Here is a 25,050-nt window from a genome sequence, read left to right as displayed (position 1 = left end):
ATTCAGCATCGTTTATTTCCAAGGTAGTCCTTCAATGTCCTTCGCTGAGCAATTACACCGCCTGCAAGCCTTCCTCGACGCCGACGAGCTGCATGACGAAGCATTGGACTACGTGGCCGCCCACGGCTACCTGACCGCGCTGTCGATCTGCTCCGACGTCGTGCCGGACCGCGAGTGGATCGACGCGCTGTTCGCCGAGCCGCCGCACTACACCGACAAGGTCCAGCACGAGGAGATCGAATCGACGCTGGTGCTGCTCAAGGCGCACATTTCCCGCCAGCTGGCCTCGGACGAAGAGTTCGAATTGCCGTGCGACCTGGACCTGGGCGACGACCCGGACGACTCCGAGCTGCGCGGCTGGTGCATCGGCTTCATGGAAGGCGTGTTCCTGCGTGAAGCGGTGTGGTTCGAGAACGACGAGGAAGAAGTCAGCGAGATGCTGCTGCCGATCATGGTCGGTTCGGGTCTGTTCGACGAGCAGCCGGAGTTCTCCGATATCGCCGCCGATGCCAATCTGATGGACGACATGATCGTGCAGATCCCCGAGGCGCTGTCGGCGCTGTTCCTGCTGCTGCACGCGCCGGACGAGAAACCGGCGATTCTCAAGCCGCGTCACCACTGAGTGGGCGCCTGATGGCGCGTGGTGGCTCAGAGGGTTCTGAACAACGCACCCGTCGTTCGCGGCTGGTGCGTTTTTTATTGCTGGGCGTTGGCTGGCTGAGTGTGGCGTTGGGGGTGGTCGGGATTTTCTTGCCGGTGTTGCCGACCACGCCCTTTCTGTTGCTGGCGGCGGCGTGTTTTGCGCGCAGCTCTCCCAGGTTTTATCAGTGGCTGGTGGGGCATCCCAGGCTCGGGCCGTGGATTCGTGGGTATCTGGATGGCAAGGGGATGCCCTTGAAGGCCAAGGCTTATGCGATCGGGTTGATGTGGGTGAGCATCGGGGTTTCTTGCTGGCTGGTGCCTTTGGTGTGGGTGCGGGGGGTTATGTTGGTATGTGCGGTATTGGTGACGGTTTATATCTTGAGGCAGCCGACGTTTCGGCGGTGATGCTTTCGTTTCGTGGCGTTGGTGCGATTTGCGTTTGTTAACGTGAAAAGCAGATTTTCTGGGCTTTCTGATTTGTGAGCATATCCATTTCTTCGGTAACGGCCGCCTATGGTTCCGCCCTTACGGCGGGTCACTTTTTTCAAGAGCCAAAAAAGTAACCAAAAAGGCCCTGCTCTTGGTTTGGCCCGACTTCGTCGGGTTCCCTCTCTCCGGCGATATTCCGTGGGCTGGGCGCGCTGGTCCATCCACGGCGCCGTCCATGGAGCAGGGCCTCGCGCGGCATCCTGCCGCTTGGCCCACTCCACATCGCCTGCGTTCGGCCTGCACCCAAGTCGCGATTTGCGGCGTCTGTGAGATTTGCGCATGAAGATCAAAAGCCAGATCAAGGGCGTCTTTTAGGGATGTTCACGATCTGCTTCTGGCCGCAGGCCGTAGGAGCTTGGCTTGCCAGCGATCTAGCGCGCAGCGGCAGCAAACCCTGTGCACGTGGTCTGCCTGACACGGCCAGTGTGAATGGTTTTACTGCCGCTTCGCGCCAGATCGCGAGCAAGCTACGCTCCTACGCCCTCCGGGCAGAATCAAAAGCAGATCGCACAACATCCGGCCGTTGCCGTTGCCGTTGCTTTTGATCTTCGTGCGCGATAGCCCAGACAACGCAAAACGCGACTTGGGTGCAGGCTGAATGGAAGTCTCGCGGAGTGGGTCGAGCGGCATGGATGCCGCGAGAGCCGCGTTGGGCCATGGATGGCCCTTCGCGGCGGGCCCACGGAGCGGGACTGGAGTGAAGGGACCCCGACGAAGGAGGGGCCAAACCAGGAGCAAGACCCCTTGGTTACTTGGGGGTCTTTTCCAAGTAACCCGCCGAAGGCGGAACAGGTCTGGCGTTAGCCAGAACATCGCAGCCCCACCACCGCGGCCGGCGATGTACTCGATGAAAGGCGTTCACCCCAACCCGAGATAGAAGAAATGGTGCGGTGTTCCAGGCACACCGCAAGCCTCTCGTTCATCCCGCAAATATCAAACCGTATCCACTTTCAACGAGTGATCCCCCAGCATCCCGTTGATGATCGACGCGGTATCGTGCCCGCTCGCCACCATCCCACCCGCTCCCGGAGAAACGCCGTATTGCTGGGCGACGTTGACCCCGGCCAGGTCAATGGTCTGCGTGGTCGGGCCGCCCGCGACGTTGCTCACGTCTATGGTCGAGACCAGCGACGCGCCACTGCCGCTGACGCTGAAGTGCAGGAAGTTCTCCAGCGAATTGGCGTCCCCGTGCTCGCCCTGCAGCAACTGCGACAGGTCCAGCTTGTCGATGCCGAAGTTGAAGTCGGTGATCGTGTCGTGGCCGGTATTGCCCGCCTGATACAGGAAGGTGTCGTGCCCCGGCCCGCCGGTGAGGGTGTTGTTGCCCGGGCCGCCGATCAGGATGTCGTCCCCTGCCCCGCCGTTGAGCACGTCATTGCCCAGCCCGCCATTGAGGATGTTGTTCTCGAAATCCCCGGTCAGGTGGTCGTTGTAGTTCGAGCCGATCAGGTTCTGGATGTTGACCAGCGTATCGATCCCCGCCCCGCCGGTATGCTGCGGGCCGAGTTCGGCGGTGCTCACCGTCACGCCCGCCGTGGCCAGCGAGTAGTTGGCGGTGTTGTTGCCGGCGCCGCCGTCGAGCAGGTCATTGCCCGGCCCGCTGAAGAGCATGTCGTTGCCGTTGTCGCCGAACAGCTCGTTGTTGCCGGGGCCGGCCACCAGCACATCGTTGCCGTCGCCACCATGCAGGTGGCTGTCCGCCGCGCCGACCAGCACGTCATCGCCCGTGGTGCCCAAAACGGTATGTCCGTCCTGATGGGCGATGTTCACCGCTGCGCTGCTGCTGCCACCGTGAGGGTCGGTCACGGTGTAGCTGCTGTGCACGTCCGGCGTGGTGTTGACCGCCGCGTAGTCGATCGACAGGCTCAGGTTGTAATGCTCTTTCACACCCGGGGCGGCTTCGTTGACCACGATCAGCCGGTAGACCCCGTCTTGCGCCGCGGTGAAGGTGCCGCCATCGGCGATGCCGTGGTAGGCGCCGTCTTCGAACTTCCAGGCCATGCCCAGCACATCGTTGGTCAGGTTGTGGTCGACGGTGACGGTTTCACCGGCCTTCAGGTGCACGCTGTACAGATCCTGCGCGTTGGACGGAGCACCGTTGACCACGCCCAGATAGCCGCTGATCACCAGCAGTGCCGTGGTCGCGCTGTTGTTGAAGAAGTCGCTGCGTTCCAGGTTCTTCAACTGGTTGCTGTCTTTGTTCTGCGTGCCGTTGAACTGGATGGTCTTCAGCGAGCCTGCGGTAAAGTCTGCGCCCTTGGCCGTCCAGCCGGTGTTGAAGGTGGTCGGCGAGGCAGTCAGCGCACCGCCATTGCTCGGTACATCGTTGGCCGTCAGCGCAACGCCCGGGATGACGATGCTCGACCCACCCAGGTTGGTGATGACGTTGTCGGCCACGGCCAGCGGCGCTTCGTAGACCGGTGGTGGCACCACGTGCACGCTCAGGTTGGCCGAGGCCAGGTCGCCATCGCCGTCGCTGAGTACATAGTGGATGTTCTCGGTGACCGGCTGCGTGACGCCGACCACTGGCGTGAAGCTGTAGTCGCCAGTGCTCATGTTGACCACCAGCGTGCCGTGCTCGCCGGTGACGGTCAGGGTGTGGCTCTGGGCATTGAAGACGCCGTGGTCCGCCCCGCCGCTGGCGGTGACCCCGCCTTGGTTGCCATGGGCCTTCGGATCGAAGGTGTAGGTGGTGCCGTCCAGGCTCACCGACTTGATAAAGCCCTGATCGGCGCCAAACGTCCCGCCTTCCAGCAGGCTGCCATGCACCCCGCCCTGCACCGTGCCGCTGAGCACCACGTTCAACTGGCCAAGGTCGGTGACGAGTACCGCATTGGTGTTGGTGCCGGTGGCGCCGTTCCAGGCGACCGGGTTCAGGTAGGTGCTGCTCACGTCGGTGCCGACGCCAATGGCATAGGCGTTGATGTGATGGCTGTCGAGGAAGGTGGTCCAGGCATGTTCCTCGGTGGCATCGATACCGTCGCCACGCGCAGGATTAGGCACGTGACTGGGGTCCGAATGCTGCGGCGAGGTGGTCGGGTTACCGTCAGAGAAGAAGTACACCAGATTCTGTGCACCGGCAATCGCGCCCTTCTCGGCGAACGCCTGCTGCGCGGCGGCCAGGGCCGCATCGTAGTTGGTGCCGTTGCCGGCGGTCAGGGCATTGACCATCGCCTTGGCGGTGGCCACATCCACCCACTGGTCGCTGCCGATGTGCGCCTGGCTGTTGAAGGTCACCAGTTGCACGCGCACGTCACCCAGGGCGTCGTACTTGCTCAGCAGTTCGATGATCGCCTGTTTTTCCAGGGCCAGGCGGCTCAGGCCGTTGACCCCGGACGGGTCGTTCATGCTGCCGGAGTTGTCAACGATCAGCATCAGGTTGGTGTTGACCCCTTCGCTGGTCACGGTCTTGTCGATGCAGGCAGCTTTTGGCTGGTCGTCGACAATGTTGACCACGATCTGCGCGCTGGAGCTGTGGCCCTCGGCATCGGTCACGGTGTAGGTGAAGGTGTCGTGGGTGATGTTCGGCCCGTCGTTGGCCGCAGGCAGGGTCTTCGGCGCCGAGGTCAGGGTGTAGGTGTAGCTGCCGTCGGCGTTCAGGTGCAGCACGCCGTATTGTCCCTGCGCGGTGCCGTTGCTGGCGCCGTTGAGGCTGAAGGTCAGCGCGCCGTTGCCACCGTGCACCGAGTCGGCCACGGTGCCGGTGCCGGTTTCGGCGGTCGAGCCCGGATGGCTGCCGGTGGTGTTGCCCGGCGCCAGGTCCTTGCCGTCCTTGTGGGTGTCCAGCGCGCTTTCCTTGACCGTGACGTCGTGATCGTCGTAGGCCACCGGCGGGCAAGGCGTGACGTTGTGGTAGACGTTGACCGTGACCGTGGTGGTGCTGGTGTCGCCGTCGGCATCGCGGATGGTGTAAGTGAACACGTCCTGATGATCGCCGGTGACGCTGCCGTTGTTGTCATTGGCCACATACGAGGCCTGACCGTTGGCATCGACGATCAATGCGCCGTAAGCCCCCTGAATGATCGTGCCCACGCCACCGCTGACAGGCGTCGAGGTGTCGCTGCCCGCACGCACACCGATGATCAGCCCGCCCGCGCCGGGACCATCCGCCCCGGCGGTGTCGTTGCCCAGAATGTTGCCGCTGGTCTCGCCGCCTTCCAGCACGTAGCCGATGTCCGGATTGGCATGGGGCACGTCGTCGGTGACATGCACGTTGATGTTGCCATCGGCCACATCGCCGTTGCTGTCCACCGCATGCACCGGGATCTGTTCGTTATTGACGGTGCCGTTGCCCTGATTGTGGGTTTCGGCGCCGTTGAGGGTATAGCTGTAAGTCACTTCACCGGTGGTCGGGTTGTAGCTGATCACGGTGAAGGTGCTGCCCGAGGGCAGCGTGGTCGATTGCGGCTGGGTGATCGGCACGCCGTTTTCCACCACGTTGACGCCACCGATGGTCAGGGTCTGCAAACCATCCGGCGCACCAATGTTAATGGTGCCGGTCTGGGTCAGCGCGTCGTGGTTCGGGTGCGAGCCGCCCGGCAGGTTGCCTTCGTCGACGTTGCAATCGCTGCCGCCGATGGTCACGCCGCTGTTGTGATAGACGTTGACCGTCACCGTGGTGGTGCTGGTGTCGCCATCGGCGTCGCGAATGGTGTAGGTGAACACATCCTGGTGATCGCCGGTCGCGCCATTGTTGGGGTTGGCGACATAGGACGCCTGGCCGTTGGCATCCACGATCAGATTGCCGTAGAGGCCGGCGATGACAGTGCCGACGCCCGTGGTCACAGGCGTTGAGGTATCGCCGCCCGCACGCACACCGATGATCAGCCCGCCTGCGCCGGGGCCGTCGGCACCGGCGGTGTCATTGGCGAGGATGTTGCCGCTGGTCTCACCGCCTTCCAGCACGTGGCCGATGTCGGGATTGGCGTGAGGCACGTCGTCGGTCACGTGCACGTTGATGTTGCCATCGGCCACGTCGCCGATTCGGTCCACGGCGTGCACAGGAATCTGTTCGCTATTGACCGTGCCGTCGCCCTGGTTGTGGTTTTCCGAGCCGTTGAGGGTGTAGCTGTACGTCACCTCACCGGTGGCCGGGTTGTAGCTGAGCACGGTGAAGGTACTGCCCGACGGCAAGGTGGTCGACTGCGGCGAGGTGATTGCCACGCCGTTTTCGATCACGTTGATGCCACCGATAGTCAGGGTCTGCAGGCTGTCGGTGGAGGTGATTTTCACCGTGCCGGTCTGGGTCAGGGCTGCCGCGTTCGGGTCGCTGCCGTCTGGCAGGTTGGCCTCATTCAGCGTGCAGTCACTGCCACCAATGATCACGCCATCGTTGTGGAACACGTTGACCGTGACAGTGGTGGTGCTGGTATCGCCGTCGGCATCGCGGATGGTGTAGGTGAACACATCCTGGTGATCGCCGGTCGCGCCATTGTTGGGATTGGCGACGTAGGACGCCTGGCCGTTGGCGTCCACGATCAGCGAGCCATACAGGCCTTGGATGACGGTGCCCACGCCCGTGGTCACAGGCGTTGAGGCATCGCTGCCCGCACGCACGCCGATGATCAACCCGCCCGCGCCGGGACCGTCGGCACCGGCACTGTCGTTGGCGAGAATGTTGCCGCTGGTCTCGCCGCCTTCCAGCACATAGCCGATGTCGGGGTTAGCGTGAGGCACGTCGTCGGTGACATGCACATTGATGTTGCCATCGGCCACATCGCCGTCGCTGTCCACGGCATGCACGGCAATCTGTTCGTTATTGGTCGTGCCGTTTCCCTGGTTGTGGGTCTCGGCGCCGTTGAGGGTGTAGGTGTAGGTGACTTCACCGGTGGCCGGGTTGTAGCTGAGCACGGTGAAGGTGCTGCCCGAAGGCAGTGTGGTCGACTGCGGCGAGGTGATCGCCACGCCGTTCTCGATCACGTTGATGCCGCCGATGGTCAGGGTCTGCAGGCCATCGGGCGCGGTGATTTTCACGGTGCCGGTCTGGGTCAGCGCTGCGGCGTTCGGGTCGCTGCCATCGGGCAGGTTGGCTTCGCTGACGGTGCAGTCGCTGCCGCCGATAGTCACGCCGTCGTTGTGGAACACGTTGACGGTGACCGTGGTGGTGCTGGTGTCGCCATCGGCATCGCGGATGGTGTAAGTGAACACGTCCTGATGATCGCCGGTCGCGCCGTTGTTAGGGTTGGCCACATAGGAGGCGTTGCCGCTGGCGTCGACGATCAGCGTGCCGTACAGGCCTTGAATGACCGTGCCCACGCCGCCGATCACCGGCGTCGAGGTATCACTGCCGGCGCGCACGCCGACGATCAGCCCGCCGGCCCCCGGGCCATCCGCGCCCGACGAGTCATTGGCCAGAATGTTGCCGCTGGTCTCGCCGCCTTCCCGGACAAAACCGATATCGGCATTGGCCTGGGGCACATCGTCGAGCACATGCACATTAATGCTGCCATCGGCCACATCGCCGTCGCTGTCGACCGCATGCACCGGTATCTGCTCGTTGTTGATGGTGCCATCGCCCTGATTGTGGGTTTCCGGGCCGTTCAAGGTGTAGCTGTAGGTGACTTCGCCGGTGGCCGGGTTGTAGCCGAGGATGGTCAGCGTGTTGCCCGATGGCAGGGTGATCGACTGCGGCTGGGTGATCGCCACGCCGTTGGTCACCACGTTGATGCCGCCGATGGTCAGGGTCTGCAGGCCGTCGGCTGCGGTGATCTTGATCGTGCCGGTCTGGGTCAGGGCGGCGCTATTCGGCGCGCTGCCGTTCTCGAAATTGGCTTCGTTGAGGGTGACGTCGCTGCTGCCCAGGGTCACGCCGTTATCGGTGACCGCCGGCGGGTTCACCGGTGGAGGTTCGACCGGTGGCGGGGTGATGACCGGTGGGAGATTGCCGTTATCGGAGCCGTCAACGAACAAGGCCACTTCCCGCTCGGGAATGATGAAAGTCGGCGCCAGACCGGCTGTCGGAAAGCCGATGACCGGGTCGACATGCCCGGCGGTCTCGGTCAGCAGAACGAAGGTATGGCCCCCGCCCAGCGCGGTCGGTGAACCGCCCGGGTTGGCATTACCGGCAGCCGGTGCGTCGGTGACCTTGCTCGGGTCGGCGCCCGCGGCGATGGCTTTCTGCACCTGTTGCACGTCAGCCAGTTGCTGCTGGCTGGGCGCCACGGCATCGGGGGTGACGATGGGCGAGGCGTGGTTGGCGAGGATCTGCGGGGTCAGCGCCATGCTGCTGTCCCGGCCCAAGGTCAACTCACCGCCTTGCGCGAGCCTGACATCGACCGCGCCCGTCTGTCCGGTTTCCAGCGTTTCGCCCGCGTAAACCTTACTGCCTTCGCTCAGCAGACGCTTGGTGCCGTTGGCCGACACTGCAAAAACGTCCCCGACCACCTGTTTCACCGTACCGATCAACCTGGCCATATCCACTCCCTTGCTGCGCATACCGGATCAGAAAATGTTAAGAATCCAACAAAAACTGTTCAAACGGCGTACAGAAATGGCTTGGAGCTAGCATCAAACGACAATTTTATGTCGCTGAATTTTTTCAAGTTTTTTGCTCGAAAAACCACTTGAACGAACGCCGTCAAATTTCCGCTGAAACTCCCATTGCAATCGTAAGACGCTTGTAAAACCTTGTTTACAGGCGATTCCCTGCAAGCAACCATCGCTTGAATCTGGCAAATGGCATAAGTTTTTTTTGGAATAAGGGTTATGAAAAAAACGTCTGAGGTTTTGCAAAACTTGTGTTTAGCTCTGATGTTACAAACCTGATACGGTTTTAACAGCAGTAATCGCCGGTTTTTTGGCGATCGCGACACGACAACAAAATCACGGAGAAGCTCATGCGCGACCTGACCCCGCTCTACAGTGCAGTTGTGTTGGCGGTCGCCTGCGCCCAGGCGCACGGCATGTCACTGAATCAGGCGATTCAGAACACCATCGACAATCACCCGGAAATTCACGCCAACGTGAACAACCGATTGTCCGCAGACGAGGATGTGAAGGTCGCCAAAGGCGGCTATCTGCCGACCGTGGACCTGGTCGCCGCCTACGGCCGCGAGCACACCGACAGTCCCACCACCCGGGCCTTCGGCAACCACAACGAAGAAACCCTGAACTACACCCAGTCCGAGCTGCGGCTGCGCCAGATGCTGTTCGACGGGTTCAACACCACCAACGAAGTCGGCCGCACCCAGGCGGTGGTCGATTCCCGCGCGTACTACCTGCGCGGCACCTCCGAAACTCTCGCCCTGCGGGCCATCGAGGTGTACCTGGAAGTGCTCAAGCGCCGCGAGCTGCTGGACCTCGCCAAGAACAACCTGCAGGCGCACCTGCGCATCAACGACCAGATCGGCCTGCGCACCAACCGCGGCATCGGCAGCAACGCCGACAGCGATCAGTCCAAGGCCCGTCGCGCACTGGCCGAGAACAATTTCTACACCGCCCAGGTCGATCTGGCCGACGCCGAAGCCAACTTCTTCAGCGCCGTGGGCAAGATGCCCGACCAACTGGAAGCCCCAGCCTCGATCAAGGGTGAAGTGCCGAAAAGCCTCGCCGACGCACGGCAGAGCATGCTGGCCAACAACCCCTATCTGAAATCGGCCCAGGCCGACGTCAACGCTGCCGAGAAGCAGTACGAAGTCGCCAAGTCGCCGTTCTACCCGCGTTTCGACGGCGAGCTGGCGGTGGGCGCGAACAACAACATCGCCGGCGAAGAAGGCCACGACAACGAATGGCGGGCCGCCGTGGTGATGAATTACAACCTGTTCAACGGCAACCGCGACAAGGCCCGGCTGAACTCGGATGCGTACAAGACCGGCCAGGCCATGGACATCCGCAACAACGCGTTGCGCATGCTCAACGAGAACCTGTCGCTGGCGTGGAACGCGATGAACAACGCCCGCACTCAGACGCCAATTGCGCGGGAATACGCCGAAACCACGACCAAGGTGCGCGCCGCGTATCAGGACCAGTTCGGCCTGGGCCAGCGCACCCTGCTGGACCTGCTGGACAGTGAAAACGAGCTGTACAACGCCGCCCGCCGCTACACCGAGCTGCGTTACACCGAAGAGTTCTCGATGTACCGGGTGCTCGCCACCGAAGGCGAGTTGTTGCGCAAGGAGCGCGTCGTACTGCCAGCTGCTGCCGTCGCCCTGACCGACGTCAAGAGCGAGGCCAGGTTGCCAGAGCTGAAATAACGGCCGGGCAAACAACAGCGAAGTAGCGCATCAGCGCGGGAGAAGTCTGTGACCAGCATGGAACTGCCCCAAGTACCGCCTCAACCGTTCGACCCACGTTCGAACTTCGACGACCCGCTGCTCGATGGCCTGCTGATCCTGTGCCGGCTCCACGACTGCAGCGCCAGCCGCACCAGCCTCAGCGCCGGCCTGCCGCTGGCGCAGCAGGCACTGAGCGTCGACCTGCTGCCCCGCGCCGCCGCACGTGCCGGCCTGCAAGCGCGGGTCCTGCGCCGCAAGCTGGAGGCCATCGACGGCCTGAACCTGCCCGTGCTGCTGCTGCTCAAGGGCAATCGCTGCGCGGTGCTGCTGCGCTGGGAACAGGACGGCCGCGCGCTGATCCTGCCCAGCGAAGCCGATGGCGGCGAGCAGCGCGTTACCCGCGAAGAGCTGGACGCGCTCTACAGCGGCCAGACGTTGTTCGCCCGCCCCCGCCACGAACTGGAAAACCTGCGCACGCCGCTGGTGCCCCGGGTCAACGCCTGGTTTCGCGACACCCTGAAACTGTCGCGCTGGCTGTACAGCGACGCGATCCTGGCCAGCCTTCTGATCAACCTGCTGGGCCTGATGGTGCCGCTGTTCGTGATGCAGACTTACGACCGAGTGGTGCCCAATCAGGCGACCTCGACCCTGTGGGTCCTGGCCATCGGTCTGTTGATCGGCACCGGTTTCGAGCTGACGTTGCGCCTGGTGCGCGCGCACCTGCTGGATCAGGCCGGCAAGAAGACCGACGTGATTCTCTCGGCGACCCTCTTCGAGCGCATCACCGGGATGTCGATGAAGGCCCGCCCGGCCACCGTCGGTGGCTTCGCCCAGAGCATTCATGACTTTCAGGGGCTGCGCGAATTCCTCACCGCCGTGACCCTGACCAGCATCATCGACCTGCCCTTCGCCGTGCTGATGCTGGCAGTGATCGGCCTGCTCGGCGGCTGGCTGGTGGTGATTCCGCTGGTGGCTTTCCCGGTGACCATCCTGTTCGCCTGGATCATCCAGATGCGCCTGCGCGACACCGTCGAGCGCAGCCTGGCTCTGGGTGCCGAACGCCAGGCGCTGCTGGTGGAAACCCTCGGCGGGCTGGAAACCCTCAAGGCCTGCGGCGCCGAAAGCGAACGCCAGCACAAGTGGGAATCGACCCACGGCGCCCTCACCCGCCTGGACAGCCACGCCCGCGACCTCTCGGCGCTGGCCAGCAACGGCACGCTGTTCATCCAGCAGTTCTCGGGCATGGCGACTATCGTTGCCGGGGTCTACATCATCATCGCCGGCAACCTCAGCGTCGGTGCGCTGGTCGCCAGCTACATGCTCGGCAGCCGCGTGCTCGCGCCTCTGGGCCAGATCGCCGGGTTGATCACGCGCTATCAGCAGGCGCAGGTCACCATGAAAAGCACCGACTCGCTGATGGCCCTGCCGCAGGAACGCGAGCCCGGCAAGCACCCGCTGCAACACACCCAGCTCAAGGGCGAGATCGAAGTGGTCAAGGCCAGCTTCGCCTACGGCGGCGTCGGCACGCCGGCAGCATTGAACGACGTCAGCATCAGCATCAAGCCGGGCGAGCGCATCGGCATCATTGGCCGCAGCGGCTCGGGCAAAAGCACCCTGGCGCGGCTAATGATGGGCTTCTATACGCCCGACGAAGGCCAGTTGCTGCTCGATGGCCTGGACCTGCGCCAGGTGGACGTGGCCGACCTGCGCCAGCAGACCGGCTACGTCGCCCATGACCTGCCGCTGCTGGCCGGCAGCCTGCGCGACAACCTGACCCTGGGTGCGCGCTACGTCACCGACGCGCGCATGCTGGAAGTCGCCGAACTCACCGGCGTCACCGAGCTTGCGCGCAACCATCCGCTGGGCTTCGACCGGCCGGTGGGCGAGCGCGGCCAACTGCTCTCCGGCGGCCAGCGCCAGGCCGTGCTGCTGGCTCGGGCGCTGCTGCTCGACCCGCCAATCATGCTGCTGGACGAACCCACCAGCCACATGGACAACGCTAGCGAAGACCTGCTGCGCCACAAACTCTCCACCCTGATGCAGGGCAAGACCCTGCTGCTGGTGACCCATCGCATGTCGATGCTCAGCCTGGTGGATCGCCTGGTGGTGCTGGACAACGGCCGTGTGGTTGCCGATGGCCCCAAAGAACTCGTCGTCGAAGCACTGCGCAAGGGCCGCGTCGGCCCGGCCACGGCTTGAGGAGCGCGCGTCATGACATCAGCTCAAAGCTATTTTCATCCGGGCCGCCAGGTCGACACCGAGTTCATGCCGGAAGTGGCAGGCGTGGCCGCGCAGGATTCTTCGCGCGGTTCGCGGATCACCGTGTGGATCGCTGCCGCACTGATCATCAGCGCGCTGGTCTGGGCCAAATTCGCCGTGCTGCAGGAAGTGACCATGGGTGAAGGCAAGGCGATTCCGTCGAGCAAGGTGCAGGTGATCCAGAACCTGGAAGGCGGCATCGTCACCGAGATCTTCGTGCGTGAAGGACAGATCGTGAACAAGGGCGACACCCTGCTGCGCCTGGACGACACGCGGTTTCTGTCGAACAAGGGCGAGAGCGAGGTCGACCGCTACACCCTGATGGCCCAGGTCGACAGGCTGTCGGCCGAGTCCGAAGGCCGGCCGTTCAAACCCTCCGCCGAGGTGCTGGACAAGGCGCCGCAGGTGGCGGCCGCCGAACAGTCGCTGTATGAATCGCGCCAGCGCCGCCTGGCCAGCGAACAGCGCACCCTGCAGGAACAACTGCGGCAGAAGACCCAGGAAGTGGCCGAGTTTCGTTCCAAGCAGGATCAGTACCGCAACCAGTTGGGCTACATCCAGCAGGAACTGAGCATGTCGGCGCCATTGGTGGCCAGCGGCGCGGTGTCGCCGGTGGAAATCATCCGCCTCAAGGGCAAGGCGTCAGAAGCGCGCGGGCAGATGGACGCGACCTCGCTCGCGATTCCTCGCGCGGAAGCGGCCATCGCCGAGATCAAGAGCAAGATCCAGGAATCGCTGGACAGCTTCCGCTCCGACGCCGCCAAGGATCTGAACGACAAGCGCGCGGACTTGGCCAAGGCCAGCGCCACCAGCATCGCCATCGACGACCGCGTGACCCGCACCACCGTCACCTCGCCGGTCAAGGGCATCGTCAAAACACTCAAGGTCAACACCATCGGCGGCGTGGTCCAGCCGGGCAGCGACATGGTGGAAATCGTGCCACTGGAAGACAACCTGCTGATCGAAGCCAAGGTCCGGCCGCAGGACGTCGCCTTCCTGCATCCCGGCCAGAAAGCCATGGTCAAGTTCAGCGCCTACGACTACACCATCTACGGCGGCCTGCCGGCCAAACTGGAACTGATCGGCGCCGACACCACCACCGACGACAAGGGCAACACCTTCTACCTGATCCAGGTGCGCACCGACAAAAACCACCTGGGCAGCGATGAAAAACCCCTGCTGATCATCCCCGGCATGGTCGCTACCGTGGACATCATCACCGGCGAGAAAAGCGTGATGGATTACCTGTTGAAACCGGTATTGAAAGCCCGGACCGAGGCGCTGCGCGAACGGTGATTGCGCGGCTGACGCCGCCCCCTGTAGGAGCGAATTCATTCGCGAAAATCGATCAGGCAACACAGATGCATCGCCTGTACCACCGCATCGCGAATGAATTCGCTCCTACAGGATTCGTGTGGTCAGTTCCGCACATACTGGTGATAAATCACCCGTACTCATCAAGATCGACGTCCCGTCAAACCATCCGCACCGGCCCACCATACTGCCCGACCAGCGTATCCGCAGTGAGTAGGGTAAATCCTTCGACGGTCGCCTGTGACACCAGGATCCGGTCGAACGGGTCCTTGTGAATCGACGGCAAGCTCTCAACGGCAACAGCGTGCTCGCTGCCTATCGGCAATTCGCTATAACCATTGTCAAGCAGGGCTCTGCGCAGGACGCGCACATTGACCTTGAAATCATCTCGATCAAGGGCTTTCTTGATTGCGATTTCCCACAAGCTGGCTGCGCTGAAGAAGAGTTCGTTGGAAGGTTCGCTGATGAGCTTGCGAGCAGTGTTGGAAAGCCTTTCGGAGTCGGCGGCGACCCATAAAAGCAGGTGCGTATCCAGAAGCAGCTTCATTCGTGCCCACCGAACAGCTGCTCTATCTCCTCACCGCCCATCTGGTCGAAATCATCCGGGGTTTCAATCTCACCCGCCAGAAATCCGATGCGCTTGACCTGGCTTTGATCCGGAGCCGTGAGCGCAACCACCTTGACCATGGGCTTGCCGGCCTTGGCGATGATAAAGGACTCACCATGAGCGGCCTGCTCCACCAGTTTCGACAGATGGGTTTTTGCTTCATGAATGTTGATTGTTTGCATGGGCTGCTCCAGTAAACCAAGTCCGGTTAGTCTGGTTTAGTCAGCCTGGTTTTACAATCAGCTGAATCCGACAATGTTGTGGGATCCGACTGCTGGTTCCGAGAGATGCGTGATAAGGGAATCAACCATCACCTGCAGGAGCAATCGGACGTTAGGACGGTCGCGATGCGGTGTGTCAGGCATAACGCATTCGCGACTCTCGTTACCTCGGATTGCTCCTACAGGATTTGCGTCATGCCCGAAATCACTTTTTCTTGTCACTGCGCTTGAACGCCGCCTCCAGCGCATCGTTGAGAGTGCGCAACACCTTCACCCGCGCCCAGCGCTTGTCGTTGGCTTCCACCAGGGTCCACGGCGCGATCTCGGTGCTGGTGCGGTCGACCATGTCGCCGACGGCCTCGCGGTATTGCGGCCATTTGCTGCGGTTGCGCCAGTCGTCGTCGGTGATCTTGTAGCGTTTGAAGGGGATCTTTTCCCGGGCCTTGAAGCGCTCCAGCTGGGTCTGGTCGTCGATGGCCAGCCAGAACTTGACCACGACGATGCCTGCGTCAGTGAGCTGCTCTTCGAATTCATTGATCTCGCTGTAGGCCCGCAGCCAGTCCGCTTCAGAGCAAAAGCCCTCGACCCGCTCCACCAGCACCCGGCCGTACCAAGAGCGGTCGAACACCGTGAATTTGCCCCGCGCCGGAATCTGCCGCCAGAAACGCCACAAATACGGCTGGGCGCGTTCGTCCTCGCTGGGCGCGGCGATCGGCACGATGTGGTACTGGCGCGGGTCCAATGCGCCGGCCACGCGCTTGATCGCCCCGCCCTTGCCCGCCGCGTCGTTGCCCTCGAACACCGCGACCAGCGCATGGCGGCGCATGCGTTTGTCGCGCATCAGGCCCGCCAGCCGGGCTTGTTCGGCGATCAACTGCTCTTCGTAGTCGTCCTTGTCCAGCGCCAGGGTCATGTCCAGATTGTCGAGCAGGCTCAGCTCATCGGTGTTGCTGGCCACAGGCCCGAGATTGACCAGATTGGCGTTGCCTTCAGGCGTCTTGATTGCGCTCTGCAAGCCTTCGAGCAGCAGGCGGCCAACGGTGAGGCTGCGGTAGTTGGGGTCCACGCCTTCGATCACATGCCAAGGCGCGTAGTCGCGGCTGGTGCGGCGCAGCACGCGCTCGCCGAAGCGCACGAACTTGTCGTAGGTCCGTGATTGCTGCCAGTCCAGCGGGCTGATGCGCCAGCTGTGCAGCGGGTCGTCCTTGAGGCTTTTCAGGCGTTTGCGCATCTGCCGTTTGGATAGGTGGAACCAGAACTTGAAGATCACCGCGCCTTCGTCGACCAGCATTTTCTCCAGGCGCTCGGCGCCGTTGATGGCCTGGTCCAGCACCGGATCCTTGAAGCGCTTGTGCACCCGCCCCTGAATCATCTGGCTGTACCAGTTGCCGAAGAAAATCCCGATGCGGCCCTTGGGCGGCAACTGGCGCCAGTAACGCCAGGCGGGCGGATGGGCGAGTTCTTCGTCGGTCTGTTGATCGAAAGTGCGCACTTCGATGAAGCGCGGGTCCATCCACTCGTTGAGCAGCTTGACGGTCTCACCCTTGCCCGCGCCCTCGATGCCGTTGATCAGCACGATGATCTGGCGCTTGCCCTGCTGGTGCAGCTCGAACTGTGCGTCGAGCAAGGCCTCGCGCAGGGCCGGGACTTGGGCCTCGAAGGTGTCGTCGTCGATGGTGTGGCCGATTTCAGCGGATTCGAACATGTACAACTCCCTGATGCGGATCGCCCAAGATTAGCGGATCAATGCGAGCGATGTGGGTTGTGACAACGAATGTCAGCGATGGGTCAATCCGCTAAAATGCCGGCCTTGCACCTGCCAAACACTGACCATGACCACTATTGAACACGCCCAGCTCGATTGGGATGAAAACGGCAACCCGATTTCCCGGGTGTTCGCCGACGTCTACTTTTCCAACGAGTCCGGCCTTGCCGAAACCCGCCACGTCTTCCTGACCCAGAACGAACTGCAAGAGCGCTTCGCAGCGTTGCCGGCAGACGGGCGACTGGTGATCGGCGAAACCGGCTTTGGCACTGGCCTGAATTTTCTCTGCGCCTGGCAGTTGTTCGAAGCCTGCGCGGCGCCCGGTGCGCGGCTGCAGTTCGTCAGCGTCGAGAAATTCCCGCTGAGCTTCGAGGATCTGCGGCGCGCCCTGGCGCTGTGGCCGGAGCTCAAGTCCTTCGCCGATCAACTGCTGGCGCAATACGTGGCGGTTCACGAAGGCTTCCAGCGCTTTGTGTTCGACGGCGGCCGCGTGGTGCTGACCCTGCTGATTGGCGACGCGCTGGAGATGCTGCCGCAACTGGACGGACAGATCGACGCCTGGTTTCTCGACGGTTTCGCCCCGTCGAAAAACCCGGAAATGTGGACCCCCGAGCTGTTCGCCGAACTGGCCCGCCTGGCCGCGCCGGGCTCGACCATCGGCACCTTCACCAGCACCGGCTGGGTAAGGCGCGCGCTGAATGCCGCCGGTTTCAAGATGAAGCGGGTGCCGGGCATCGGCCACAAGTGGGAAGTGCTCAAGGGCCGTTTTATAGGTTGGCCGGAAGATATCCCGGCGCCAACGCTTGTGAAGCCTTGGTTCGCACGCCCCGGCACAACGCACAGCGAGCGCAAGGCACTGGTGATTGGCGCCGGGCTGGCCGGCTGCGCAACGGCGTCGAGCCTGGCGGCGCGGGGCTGGCAAGTCAGCCTGCTGGAGCGGCATGCCGAGGTGGCGCAGGAGGCGTCGGGCAATCCGCAGGGCGTGCTTTATCTGAAGCTCTCGGCCCACGGCACAGCCCTTTCGCGGCTGATCCTCAGTGGCTTCGGCCACACCCGGCGCTTGCTCGAACGGCTCGAACGAGGCGCGGACTGGGATGGCTGCGGCGTGCTGCAACTGGCGTTCGACGAGAAAGAAGGCGAGCGTCAGGCGCAGCTGGCGGCGGCGTTTTCCCGTGAGTTGCTGCAGGTGCTGGACAAGGATGCGGCTCAGGAAAAAGCCGGCATTGCGCTGAACAGCGGCGGCCTGTTTTACCCCGAGGGCGGCTGGGTGCATCCGCCAGCGCTGTGTGGTTATCAGGCCCGCCACCCGAATATTCAGCTGCTGAACCACAGCGATGTGGTCGAACTGCGCCGCGAGGGCGATCAGTGGCAGGCGTTCGACGGCGAGCGGCTGCTCGACAGCGCGCCGGTGGTGGTGCTCGCCGGGGCCGCGGAAATCAAGCGTTTCCCCGCCAGCGAGGACTTGCCGCTCAAGCGCATTCGCGGGCAAATCACTCGTCTGACACAGACCCCGGCCAGCGAATCGCTGAGCACAGTGGTGTGCGCCGAGGGTTACGTGGCGCCAGCCCGTTTGGGCGAGCACACGTTGGGCGCCAGTTTCGACTTCAAGAGCGAAGACCTGACACCGACCACCGCCGAGCACCTGGGCAACCTCGAACTGCTGCAAGAGATTTCGCCTGACCTGAGCCAGCGCCTGCAGGCCGACACCCTGCCCGCCGACCAGCTTCAAGGCCGCGCGGCGTTTCGCTGCACCAGCCCGGATTACCTGCCCATTGTCGGGCCGTTGGCAGACAAAGCCGCCTTCCTCGACACCTACGCCGTGCTGCGAAAGGATGCGCGGCAGGTCCCGGAGGCTGAATGCCCTTGGCTGGACGGGCTGTACGTCAACAGCGGCCACGGCTCGCGAGGATTGATCACCGCACCGCTGTCGGGCGAGCTGATCGCCGCCTGGCTCGACAACGAACCCCTGCCCCTGCCCCGCGACGTGGCCGAAGCGTGCCACCCGAACCGGTTTGTATTGCGTGGGTTGATCAGGGGCAAGTGATCAAAAGCGCCACACATCCCCTGTGGGAGCCGGCTTGCTGGCGAATGCGGTATGTCATTCAATACATTTGTGCCTGACACCCTGCATTCGCCAGCAAGCCGGCTCCCACGGACTACGGCCAGAAGCAGATCGCGGTCAGCATGCGATTCCCGGTATGCTCCGCAAACCCTTCTGTCAGGTGCATGTCGATGCTGCAAGTCCAAGGCGTGTTCAAGAGCTATGCCACGGCCCAGGGCCCGTTGGCGGTGTTGCGCGGGGTGGATTTGCAATTGGGCCAGGGCGAGAGTCTGGCATTGATGGGAGAGTCCGGCAGCGGCAAGAGCACGCTGCTGCACCTTGTGGCAGGCCTGGATCAAGTCGATCAGGGCCGCATCGAGATCGCTGGCCAGCGCCTGGACCGGATGAGCGAGCCGCAACTGGCCAACTGGCGCCGCACGGAAATCGGCCTGGTGTTCCAGCAGTTCAATCTGATCGGCAGCCTCAAGGTCGAAGACAACCTGGCGTTTCAAGCCAGGCTCGCCGGGCGCTTCGACGCGGCCTGGCAAAAAGAACTGGTCGAACGCCTGGGCCTGTCCGACCTGCTCAAGCGTTACCCCGAACAACTCTCCGGCGGCCAGCAACAGCGGGTGGCTATCGGTCGTGCGCTGGCGTCGCGCCCCGGCCTGCTGCTGGCGGACGAACCCACCGGCAACCTCGACGAAAACACCAGCGATGAAGTGCTGCAATTGCTCCTCGACCTGCTGGCCGACACCCCCACCAGCCTGTTGATGGTGACCCACAGCCCGCGCATTGCCGCGCGCCTGCATCGCCAGACGGTCCTGCATCTGGGGCGTCTGGCGGCCGAAGGCGAAGCCTGATGCCGGTCTTCTTCTGGACGCTCAAGGCGCTGCTCAGCCACTGGCGGCGCCATCCGGTGCAATTCTTCAGCGTGCTCACCGGCCTGTGGCTGGCGACCAGCCTTTTGACCGGCGTACAGGCGCTCAACAGCCAGGCACAGGAAAGCTATTCCCGCGCCGCGCAGCTGATCGGCGGCGAGCCGCAGAAAATCCTGGTCTCGTCCAATGGCGCGAACTTCTCCCAGGAGCTGTTCGTGACCCTGCGCCGCGAAGGCTGGCCAGTATCTCCGGCACTGCGCGGGCGAATCACCCTCAAGGATCTGCCAGATCAACGCCTGACCGTGCTCGGTATCGAGCCAGTGTCGCTGCCGGTCAACACGGCGCTGGCCGGGCAAACCCTGGACACCGCGCAGATCGTCGATTTCTTCACGCCGCCGGGCAACACCTGGATTTCCCCGCAGACCATGCAGGCGCTGGGGTTGCACGAAGGCGAGCGCCCACAAAGCGAGTCCGGGCAAACGCTGCCACCCCTACGTGCCCAGGCCGACATGGCGCCCGGCCTGTTGATGATGGACATCGGCTTTGCCCAACAACTGCTCAATCAGCCGGGGCAGATTTCCCGCCTGATCCTGCCCATGGCGTTCGCTGAGGCCGCGCCCGCCTTGCCTGATGGCATCAAAGGCGAGCTGGTGATGCGCAAGAGCGGCGAAGACAACGACCTGGGCAGGCTCACCGAAAGCTTTCATCTGAACCTGGACGCGCTGGGTTTCCTGTCGTTTGTGGTCGGGCTGTTTATCGTCCACGCGGCGATCGGCCTGGCCCTGGAACAGCGCCGCGGCCTGCTGCGCAATCTGCGGGCGTGTGGGGTCAGCGCCCGCGGCCTGATCACCAGCCTGATCATCGAGCTGGGCGTGCTGGCGTTGCTTGGCGGCATCGCCGGGGTCGTCAGCGGCTACTGGCTGGCCAGTGTGCTGCTGCCGGATGTCGCCGCCAGCTTGCGCGGGCTGTATGGCGCCGAAGTGGCCGGGCATCTGAACCTGAGCATCTGGTGGTGGCTGAGCGGGCTGGGGGTGAGCCTGCTGGGGGCGTTTCTGGCCGGGGCCAACAGCCTGTTGCGCGCGGCGCGTCTGCCTCTGCTGGCGCTGGCCAACGCCCAGGCCTGGCAGGACACCCACGCCCGCTGGCTGAAACGCCAGGGCTGGATTGCCGGGATTTCGCTGCTGATCGCCGCGCTCGCCGCTCTGCTGGGCAACAGCCTGGCCGTGGGTTTCGTGCTGATGGGCAGCCTGTTGCTCGGCGCCGCGCTGGGCCTGCCGGTGTTGCTCAACGGGCTGCTCAATGCGTTGCTGGGCAAAAGCCGCTCGGTGCTGGGCCAGTGGTTTCTCGCCGATTGCCGCCAGCAATTGCCCGCCTTGAGCCTGGCGCTGATGGCGCTGCTGCTGGCGATGGCGGCAAACATCGGCGCAGGCAGCATGACTTCGGGTTTTCGCCAGACCTTCAACCACTGGCTGGAACAGCGCCTTAGCGCCGAGCTGTACATCAACCCGCAAAACGCCGCCCAGGCCGCGCCCCTGCAAAAGTGGCTGGGCGAGCAGCCGCTGACCTCCGCCGTGCTGCCCAACTGGCAGGTGTCGCTGCAACTGCACGGCTGGCCCGCCGAGCTGTACGGCATCATCGACAACGCGCACTACCGCCAGCACTGGCCGCTGCTGGAATCGGCGGGCAACGACCCTTGGGGCCAACTGGCCAAGGACGACACCCTGATGCTCAGCGAACAGCTGGCCAGGCGGCTGAAAGTGGGCGTCGGCGATGAAGTGAAACTGCCCGCGCCCGATGGCGAGTGGCAGTTGCGCGTGGTCGGCATCTACGCCGACTACGGCAATCCCAAGGGCCACATTCTGGTCAATTCGGACCACCTGCTCGAACACTGGCCGCAACTGGCGCCCAACCGCTTCAACCTGCGGATCGACCCGCGGGCCATCCCGCAGTTGCTGCGGGTGCTGCACAACAAATTCACCATCGACGACAACCGCATCGTCGACCAGATCCAGCTCAAGGCCTGGTCGCGGCAGGTATTCGAACGCACCTTCGCCGCCACCGCCGCGCTCAACAGCCTGACCCTGATGGTCGCTGGCGTGGCGCTGTTCATCAGCCTGCTGACCCAGAGCCAGAGCCGTCTGGGGCAACTGGCGCCGCTGTGGGCGCTGGGCGTGACGCGGCGCCAGTTGATGCTGCTCAATCTGGCGCAGACCTGGCTGCTGGCGGTGCTCACATTGGTGCTGGCGATTCCCCTGGGCCTGCTCCTGGCCTGGTGCCTGGATGCAGTGATCAACGTGCAGGCTTTCGGCTGGCGCCTGCCGTGGCAGATCTTCCCGATGCAGCTGCTGCGCCTGATGCTGCTGGCCATGCTCGCCACCCTGCTGGCCTCGGCCTGGCCGCTGTATCGGCTGTATCGCACCCGCCCTGCGGATCTCTTGAGGACCTTCGCCAATGAAACCTAAGGCGATAGCCCTGTTCCTGATCGCAGTGTTGCTCAGCGCCTGCGACGACAAACCCGACGAAGAAAAAGGCTTTGCGGGGCTTGCCGACGATGCGTCCAGCTACGCGCAAGTCACGCCCGACAAACAATGGTCGTTCCCGGACGATCACGGCCCGCACAACGATTTCCGTATCGAGTGGTGGTACATCACCGCCAACCTCAAGGACGCCGACGGCCAGCGTTTCGGCGTGCAATGGACGCTGTTTCGCAACGCCCTGCCCCGCGCCAAGGGCGTTGAAAGCAGCGATCAGGGCTGGAGCAACCGCAACCTGTGGATGGGCCATGCGGCGGTGACTTCTGCCGACGAACACTACGCTGCCGAGCGCTACGCCCGAGGCGGCGTCGGCCAGGCCGGCGTGACCTCGGTGCCGTTCTCGGCGTGGATCGACAACTGGGCCTTGAGCAGCCGCTCTGCCACTGACAATCCGCTGGCCGAGATGCAGCTGCAGGCCCGCGACGGCAAATTCGCCTACGACTTGCACCTCACCGCGAGCAAGCCGCTGGTGCTGCAGGGCAAGCAGGGTTTCAGTCAGAAGTCCGAGCAAGGCCAGGCGTCGTATTACTACAGCCAGCCGTTCTTCGAGGCCAATGGCAGTATCGAGATCGACGGCAAGCGCTACGAGGTGTCCGGGCCAGCCTGGCTGGACCGGGAATGGAGCAGCCAGCCGCTGACGGAAAACCAGACCGGCTGGGACTGGTTCTCCCTGCACCTCAAAGACGGCAGCGAGCTGATGCTCTATCGCATGCGCCAGAAGGAAGGCGCGCCGTACCTGACCGGTACCTGGATCAATGCCGATGGCAGCACGCAGTTGCTCAACCCCGGCGACATCCAGCTCGAACCGCAGGACACCACCGACGTCGACGGCCGCGACATGCCGACGCAATGGTCGGTGAAAATTCCGGGCAAGGGCCTGGACATCACGGTCGATGCGCTCAACAGCCAGGCGTGGATGGATCTGCAGATTCCCTATTGGGAAGGGCCGGTGACGGTGAGCGGCAGCCAGACAGGCGTCGGGTATCTGGAGATGACGGGGTATTGAACGGTATGCGATCGCGTTTCTGCCCGGAGGGCGTGGGAGCTTAGCTTGCTAGCGATCTGGCGCGCAGCGGCAGTAAACCCTGTGCACGCGGTGTACCTGACACGGCCAAGGTGCATGGATTTACTGCCGCTTCGCGCCAGATCGCGGGCAAGCCTCGCTCCCACGCCTTCGGCAGAATCAAAAGCCAGATCGCAGGAGCAACATCTCTTATAACCGATCGTTCTAAAACTCTCACAAACCCCACAGGTCAGTCTTTGGGTAGCCGGACTTCCCCGGCCACGTTCCCCAACGGAAAACCGGTAAGGACTTATGTGCGGATTAGCTGGAGAGTTACGTTTCGACCACCAACCTGCGGACCTCGCTGCAGTAGAACGCATCACCCATCATCTGGCCCCTCGCGGCCCGGATGCCTGGGGTTTTCATAGCCAGGGGCCGATTGCCCTGGGCCATCGTCGCCTGAAAATCATGGACCTGTCCGACGGTTCGGCGCAGCCGATGATTGACAGCCATCTGGGCCTGTCGCTGGCCTTCAACGGCGCGATCTACAACTTCCCCGAACTGCGCGCCGAGCTTGAAAACCTGGGCTATCAGTTCCATTCTGGTGGCGACACCGAAGTGCTGCTCAAGGGTTATCACGCCTGGGGCGCCGACCTGCTGCCCAAGCTCAACGGCATGTTCGCCTTCGCCATCTGGGAGCGCGACAACAACAGCCTGTTCATCGCCCGCGACCGTCTGGGCGTCAAACCGCTGTACCTGTCGCGCACCGACAAGCGCCTGCGTTTCGCCTCGGCCCTGCCCGCCCTGCTCAAGGGCGGCGACATCAGCCCGATGCTCGATCCGGTGGCGCTGAACCATTACCTGAACTTCCACGCCGTGGTCCCTGCGCCGCGCACCCTGCTGGCCGGTGTCGAGAAGATTCCGCCGGCCACCTGGATGCGTGTGGATGCGAACGGCAAGACCGAGCAGAAAACCTGGTGGACCCTGCCCTACGGCCCTCGCGCCGATGAAGCCAACCTGACCCTGGAAGACTGGCGTGACCGCGTACTCGACAGCACCCGCGAAGCAGTGGCGATTCGTCAGCGTGCGGCAGTGGATGTCGGCGTGCTGCTGTCCGGCGGCGTCGACTCCAGCATGCTGGTCGGCCTGTTGCGCGAAGTAGGCGTGAAGGATCTTTCCACCTTCTCCATCGGCTTTCAGGATGCCGGCGGCGAGCGCGGCGACGAGTTCCAGTATTCGGACCTGATCGCCCGGCATTACGGCACCCGCCACCATCAGCTGCGCATCAAGGAAAGCGAGATCATCGAGCAACTGCCAGCGGCGTTCCGCGCCATGAGCGAGCCAATGGTCAGCCACGACTGCATCGCCTTCTACTTGCTGTCCCGCGAAGTCGCCAAGCACTGCAAGGTGGTGCAGAGCGGCCAGGGCGCGGACGAGCTGTTTGCCGGTTATCACTGGTACCCGCAGGTCGATGGCGCCAGCGACCCGTACGCGGCCTATCGCGATGCTTTCTTCGACCGCAGCTACAAGGAATACGCGCAGACCGTCATGCCCAAGTGGATGACCGCCGTTGATGCCGCTGGCGATTTCGTCCGCGAACATTTCGCCATGCCCGGCGCCGACGCGGCGGTGGACAAAGCGCTGCGCCTGGACAGCACGGTGATGCTGGTGGACGACCCGGTCAAACGCGTCGACAACATGACCATGGCCTGGGGCCTGGAGGCACGCACACCTTTCCTGGATTACCGCCTGGTCGAGCTCTCGGCCCGCGTGCCGGCCCGTTTCAAGCTGCCCGATGGCGGCAAGCAGGTGCTCAAGGAAGCTGCGCGCCTGGTGATTCCTTCCGAGGTCATCGACCGCAAGAAGGGTTACTTCCCGGTGCCGGGCCTCAAGCATCTTGAGGGTGAAACGCTGAACTGGGTGCGCGACCTGCTGCTGGACCCCAGCCAGGATCGCGGCCTGTTCAACCCGACCATGCTCGACACCCTACTGACCAACCCTGACGGGCAACTCACCCCGCTGCGCGGCTCCAAGCTCTGGCAACTCGCGGCCCTGAACCTGTGGCTCAGTGAACAAGGACTGTGA

The 25,050-nt window shown here is 63.4% G+C and carries 14 protein-coding genes; 10 read left to right on the top strand and 4 right to left on the bottom strand.

The genetic code is table 11. From position 1 onward, the window contains the following. Positions 1 to 34: 34 nt before the first annotated feature. Positions 35 to 622, top strand: coding sequence for a UPF0149 family protein (locus AC1MEK_RS21925; RefSeq protein ID WP_480398375.1), 588 nt, complete (start codon positions 35 to 37; stop codon positions 620 to 622). Between the two features lie 11 nt (positions 623 to 633). Next, positions 634 to 1,047: a YbaN family protein gene (locus tag AC1MEK_RS21920; protein ID WP_480398374.1), complete on the top strand. Its 414-nt coding sequence runs from the start codon at positions 634 to 636 to the stop codon at positions 1,045 to 1,047. A gap of 1,017 nt (positions 1,048 to 2,064) precedes the next feature. Here the strand turns inward: AC1MEK_RS21920 and AC1MEK_RS21915 are convergent. After that, positions 2,065 to 8,544 carry a retention module-containing protein gene (locus tag AC1MEK_RS21915; RefSeq protein ID WP_480398373.1) on the bottom strand — a complete coding sequence of 2,160 codons (6,480 nt, stop codon included), beginning with the start codon at positions 8,542 to 8,544 and terminating at the stop codon, positions 2,065 to 2,067. A 422-nt stretch (positions 8,545 to 8,966) separates the two neighbouring features. Between AC1MEK_RS21915 and AC1MEK_RS21910 the strand changes: the two genes are divergently transcribed. From AC1MEK_RS21910 to AC1MEK_RS21900, 3 genes are read left to right on the top strand one after another with little or no spacing between them, the layout of a single operon-like run. Beyond that, a complete protein-coding gene (locus tag AC1MEK_RS21910) occupies positions 8,967 to 10,322 on the top strand; it encodes a TolC family outer membrane protein (RefSeq protein ID WP_480398372.1) in 1,356 nt (451 codons plus the stop codon). 57 nt (positions 10,323 to 10,379) lie between these two features. Then, a complete protein-coding gene (locus AC1MEK_RS21905) occupies positions 10,380 to 12,542 on the top strand; it encodes a type I secretion system permease/ATPase (protein WP_480398416.1) in 2,163 nt (720 codons plus the stop codon). Between the two features lie 12 nt (positions 12,543 to 12,554). Beyond that, positions 12,555 to 13,898: an HlyD family type I secretion periplasmic adaptor subunit gene (locus AC1MEK_RS21900; protein ID WP_480398371.1), complete on the top strand. Its 1,344-nt coding sequence runs from the start codon at positions 12,555 to 12,557 to the stop codon at positions 13,896 to 13,898. A 178-nt stretch (positions 13,899 to 14,076) separates the two neighbouring features. On the opposite strand, the gene AC1MEK_RS21895 is transcribed toward AC1MEK_RS21900, so the two are convergent. From AC1MEK_RS21895 to pap, 3 genes are all read right to left on the bottom strand, one after another. Continuing rightward, positions 14,077 to 14,463 (bottom strand): type II toxin-antitoxin system VapC family toxin, encoded by a 387-nt coding sequence (locus AC1MEK_RS21895; RefSeq protein ID WP_480398370.1) that lies wholly within the window; start codon positions 14,461 to 14,463, stop codon positions 14,077 to 14,079. Next, on the bottom strand, positions 14,460 to 14,705 hold the full coding sequence (locus AC1MEK_RS21890) for a type II toxin-antitoxin system Phd/YefM family antitoxin (protein ID WP_480398369.1): 246 nt from the start codon (positions 14,703 to 14,705) through the stop codon (positions 14,460 to 14,462). Before AC1MEK_RS21890 ends, AC1MEK_RS21895 begins: the two co-directional genes overlap by 4 nt. A gap of 244 nt (positions 14,706 to 14,949) precedes the next feature. Further along, entirely contained in the window at positions 14,950 to 16,449 is a 1,500-nt protein-coding gene (gene pap, locus AC1MEK_RS21885; RefSeq protein WP_480398368.1) for a polyphosphate:AMP phosphotransferase, read from the bottom strand. Positions 16,450 to 16,576: 127 nt separating this feature from the next. Here pap and mnmC point away from each other — a divergent pair, with 127 nt between their 5' ends. The 5 genes from mnmC to AC1MEK_RS21860 all read left to right on the top strand — a co-directional run bounded on the left by mnmC (position 16,577) and on the right by AC1MEK_RS21860 (position 25,050). Continuing rightward, positions 16,577 to 18,553 carry a bifunctional tRNA (5-methylaminomethyl-2-thiouridine)(34)-methyltransferase MnmC2/FAD-dependent 5-carboxymethylaminomethyl-2-thiouridine(34) oxidoreductase MnmC1 gene (gene mnmC / locus AC1MEK_RS21880; protein WP_480398367.1) on the top strand — a complete coding sequence of 659 codons (1,977 nt, stop codon included), beginning with the start codon at positions 16,577 to 16,579 and terminating at the stop codon, positions 18,551 to 18,553. Positions 18,554 to 18,741: 188 nt separating this feature from the next. Continuing rightward, positions 18,742 to 19,410 carry an ABC transporter ATP-binding protein gene (locus tag AC1MEK_RS21875; protein WP_480398366.1) on the top strand — a complete coding sequence of 223 codons (669 nt, stop codon included), beginning with the start codon at positions 18,742 to 18,744 and terminating at the stop codon, positions 19,408 to 19,410. Further along, complete coding sequence (locus AC1MEK_RS21870; protein ID WP_480398365.1) at positions 19,410 to 21,890, top strand: ABC transporter permease; 2,481 nt, start codon at positions 19,410 to 19,412, stop codon at positions 21,888 to 21,890. Before AC1MEK_RS21875 ends, AC1MEK_RS21870 begins: the two co-directional genes overlap by 1 nt. Continuing rightward, on the top strand, positions 21,880 to 22,968 hold the full coding sequence (locus AC1MEK_RS21865; protein WP_480398364.1) for a lipocalin-like domain-containing protein: 1,089 nt from the start codon (positions 21,880 to 21,882) through the stop codon (positions 22,966 to 22,968). The genes AC1MEK_RS21870 and AC1MEK_RS21865 overlap by 11 nt, the downstream gene beginning before the upstream one ends. Positions 22,969 to 23,277: 309 nt before the next feature. Next, positions 23,278 to 25,050: an N-acetylglutaminylglutamine amidotransferase gene (locus AC1MEK_RS21860; protein ID WP_480398363.1), complete on the top strand. Its 1,773-nt coding sequence runs from the start codon at positions 23,278 to 23,280 to the stop codon at positions 25,048 to 25,050.

It is taken from the genome of Pseudomonas sp. 2 (assembly GCF_056627435.1).
Note: the sequence above shows the minus strand (reverse complement) of the source record. Positions and strands in the feature narration are given on the sequence as shown.

Excerpts from the sequence above, each read along its gene's own strand:
- AC1MEK_RS21925 (WP_480398375.1), top strand. The coding sequence starts at position 35 with ATGTCCTTCGCTGAGCAATTACACCGCCTGCAAGCCTTCCTCGACGCC.
- AC1MEK_RS21920 (WP_480398374.1), top strand. The coding sequence starts at position 634 with ATGGCGCGTGGTGGCTCAGAGGGTTCTGAACAACGCACCCGTCGTTCG.
- AC1MEK_RS21915 (WP_480398373.1), bottom strand. The coding sequence starts at position 8,544 with ATGGCCAGGTTGATCGGTACGGTGAAACAGGTGGTCGGGGACGTTTTT.
- AC1MEK_RS21910 (WP_480398372.1), top strand. The coding sequence starts at position 8,967 with ATGCGCGACCTGACCCCGCTCTACAGTGCAGTTGTGTTGGCGGTCGCC.
- AC1MEK_RS21905 (WP_480398416.1), top strand. The coding sequence starts at position 10,380 with ATGGAACTGCCCCAAGTACCGCCTCAACCGTTCGACCCACGTTCGAAC.
- AC1MEK_RS21900 (WP_480398371.1), top strand. The coding sequence starts at position 12,555 with ATGACATCAGCTCAAAGCTATTTTCATCCGGGCCGCCAGGTCGACACC.
- AC1MEK_RS21895 (WP_480398370.1), bottom strand. The coding sequence starts at position 14,463 with ATGAAGCTGCTTCTGGATACGCACCTGCTTTTATGGGTCGCCGCCGAC.
- AC1MEK_RS21890 (WP_480398369.1), bottom strand. The coding sequence starts at position 14,705 with ATGCAAACAATCAACATTCATGAAGCAAAAACCCATCTGTCGAAACTG.
- pap (WP_480398368.1), bottom strand. The coding sequence starts at position 16,449 with ATGTTCGAATCCGCTGAAATCGGCCACACCATCGACGACGACACCTTC.
- mnmC (WP_480398367.1), top strand. The coding sequence starts at position 16,577 with ATGACCACTATTGAACACGCCCAGCTCGATTGGGATGAAAACGGCAAC.
- AC1MEK_RS21875 (WP_480398366.1), top strand. The coding sequence starts at position 18,742 with ATGCTGCAAGTCCAAGGCGTGTTCAAGAGCTATGCCACGGCCCAGGGC.
- AC1MEK_RS21870 (WP_480398365.1), top strand. The coding sequence starts at position 19,410 with ATGCCGGTCTTCTTCTGGACGCTCAAGGCGCTGCTCAGCCACTGGCGG.
- AC1MEK_RS21865 (WP_480398364.1), top strand. The coding sequence starts at position 21,880 with ATGAAACCTAAGGCGATAGCCCTGTTCCTGATCGCAGTGTTGCTCAGC.
- AC1MEK_RS21860 (WP_480398363.1), top strand. The coding sequence starts at position 23,278 with ATGTGCGGATTAGCTGGAGAGTTACGTTTCGACCACCAACCTGCGGAC.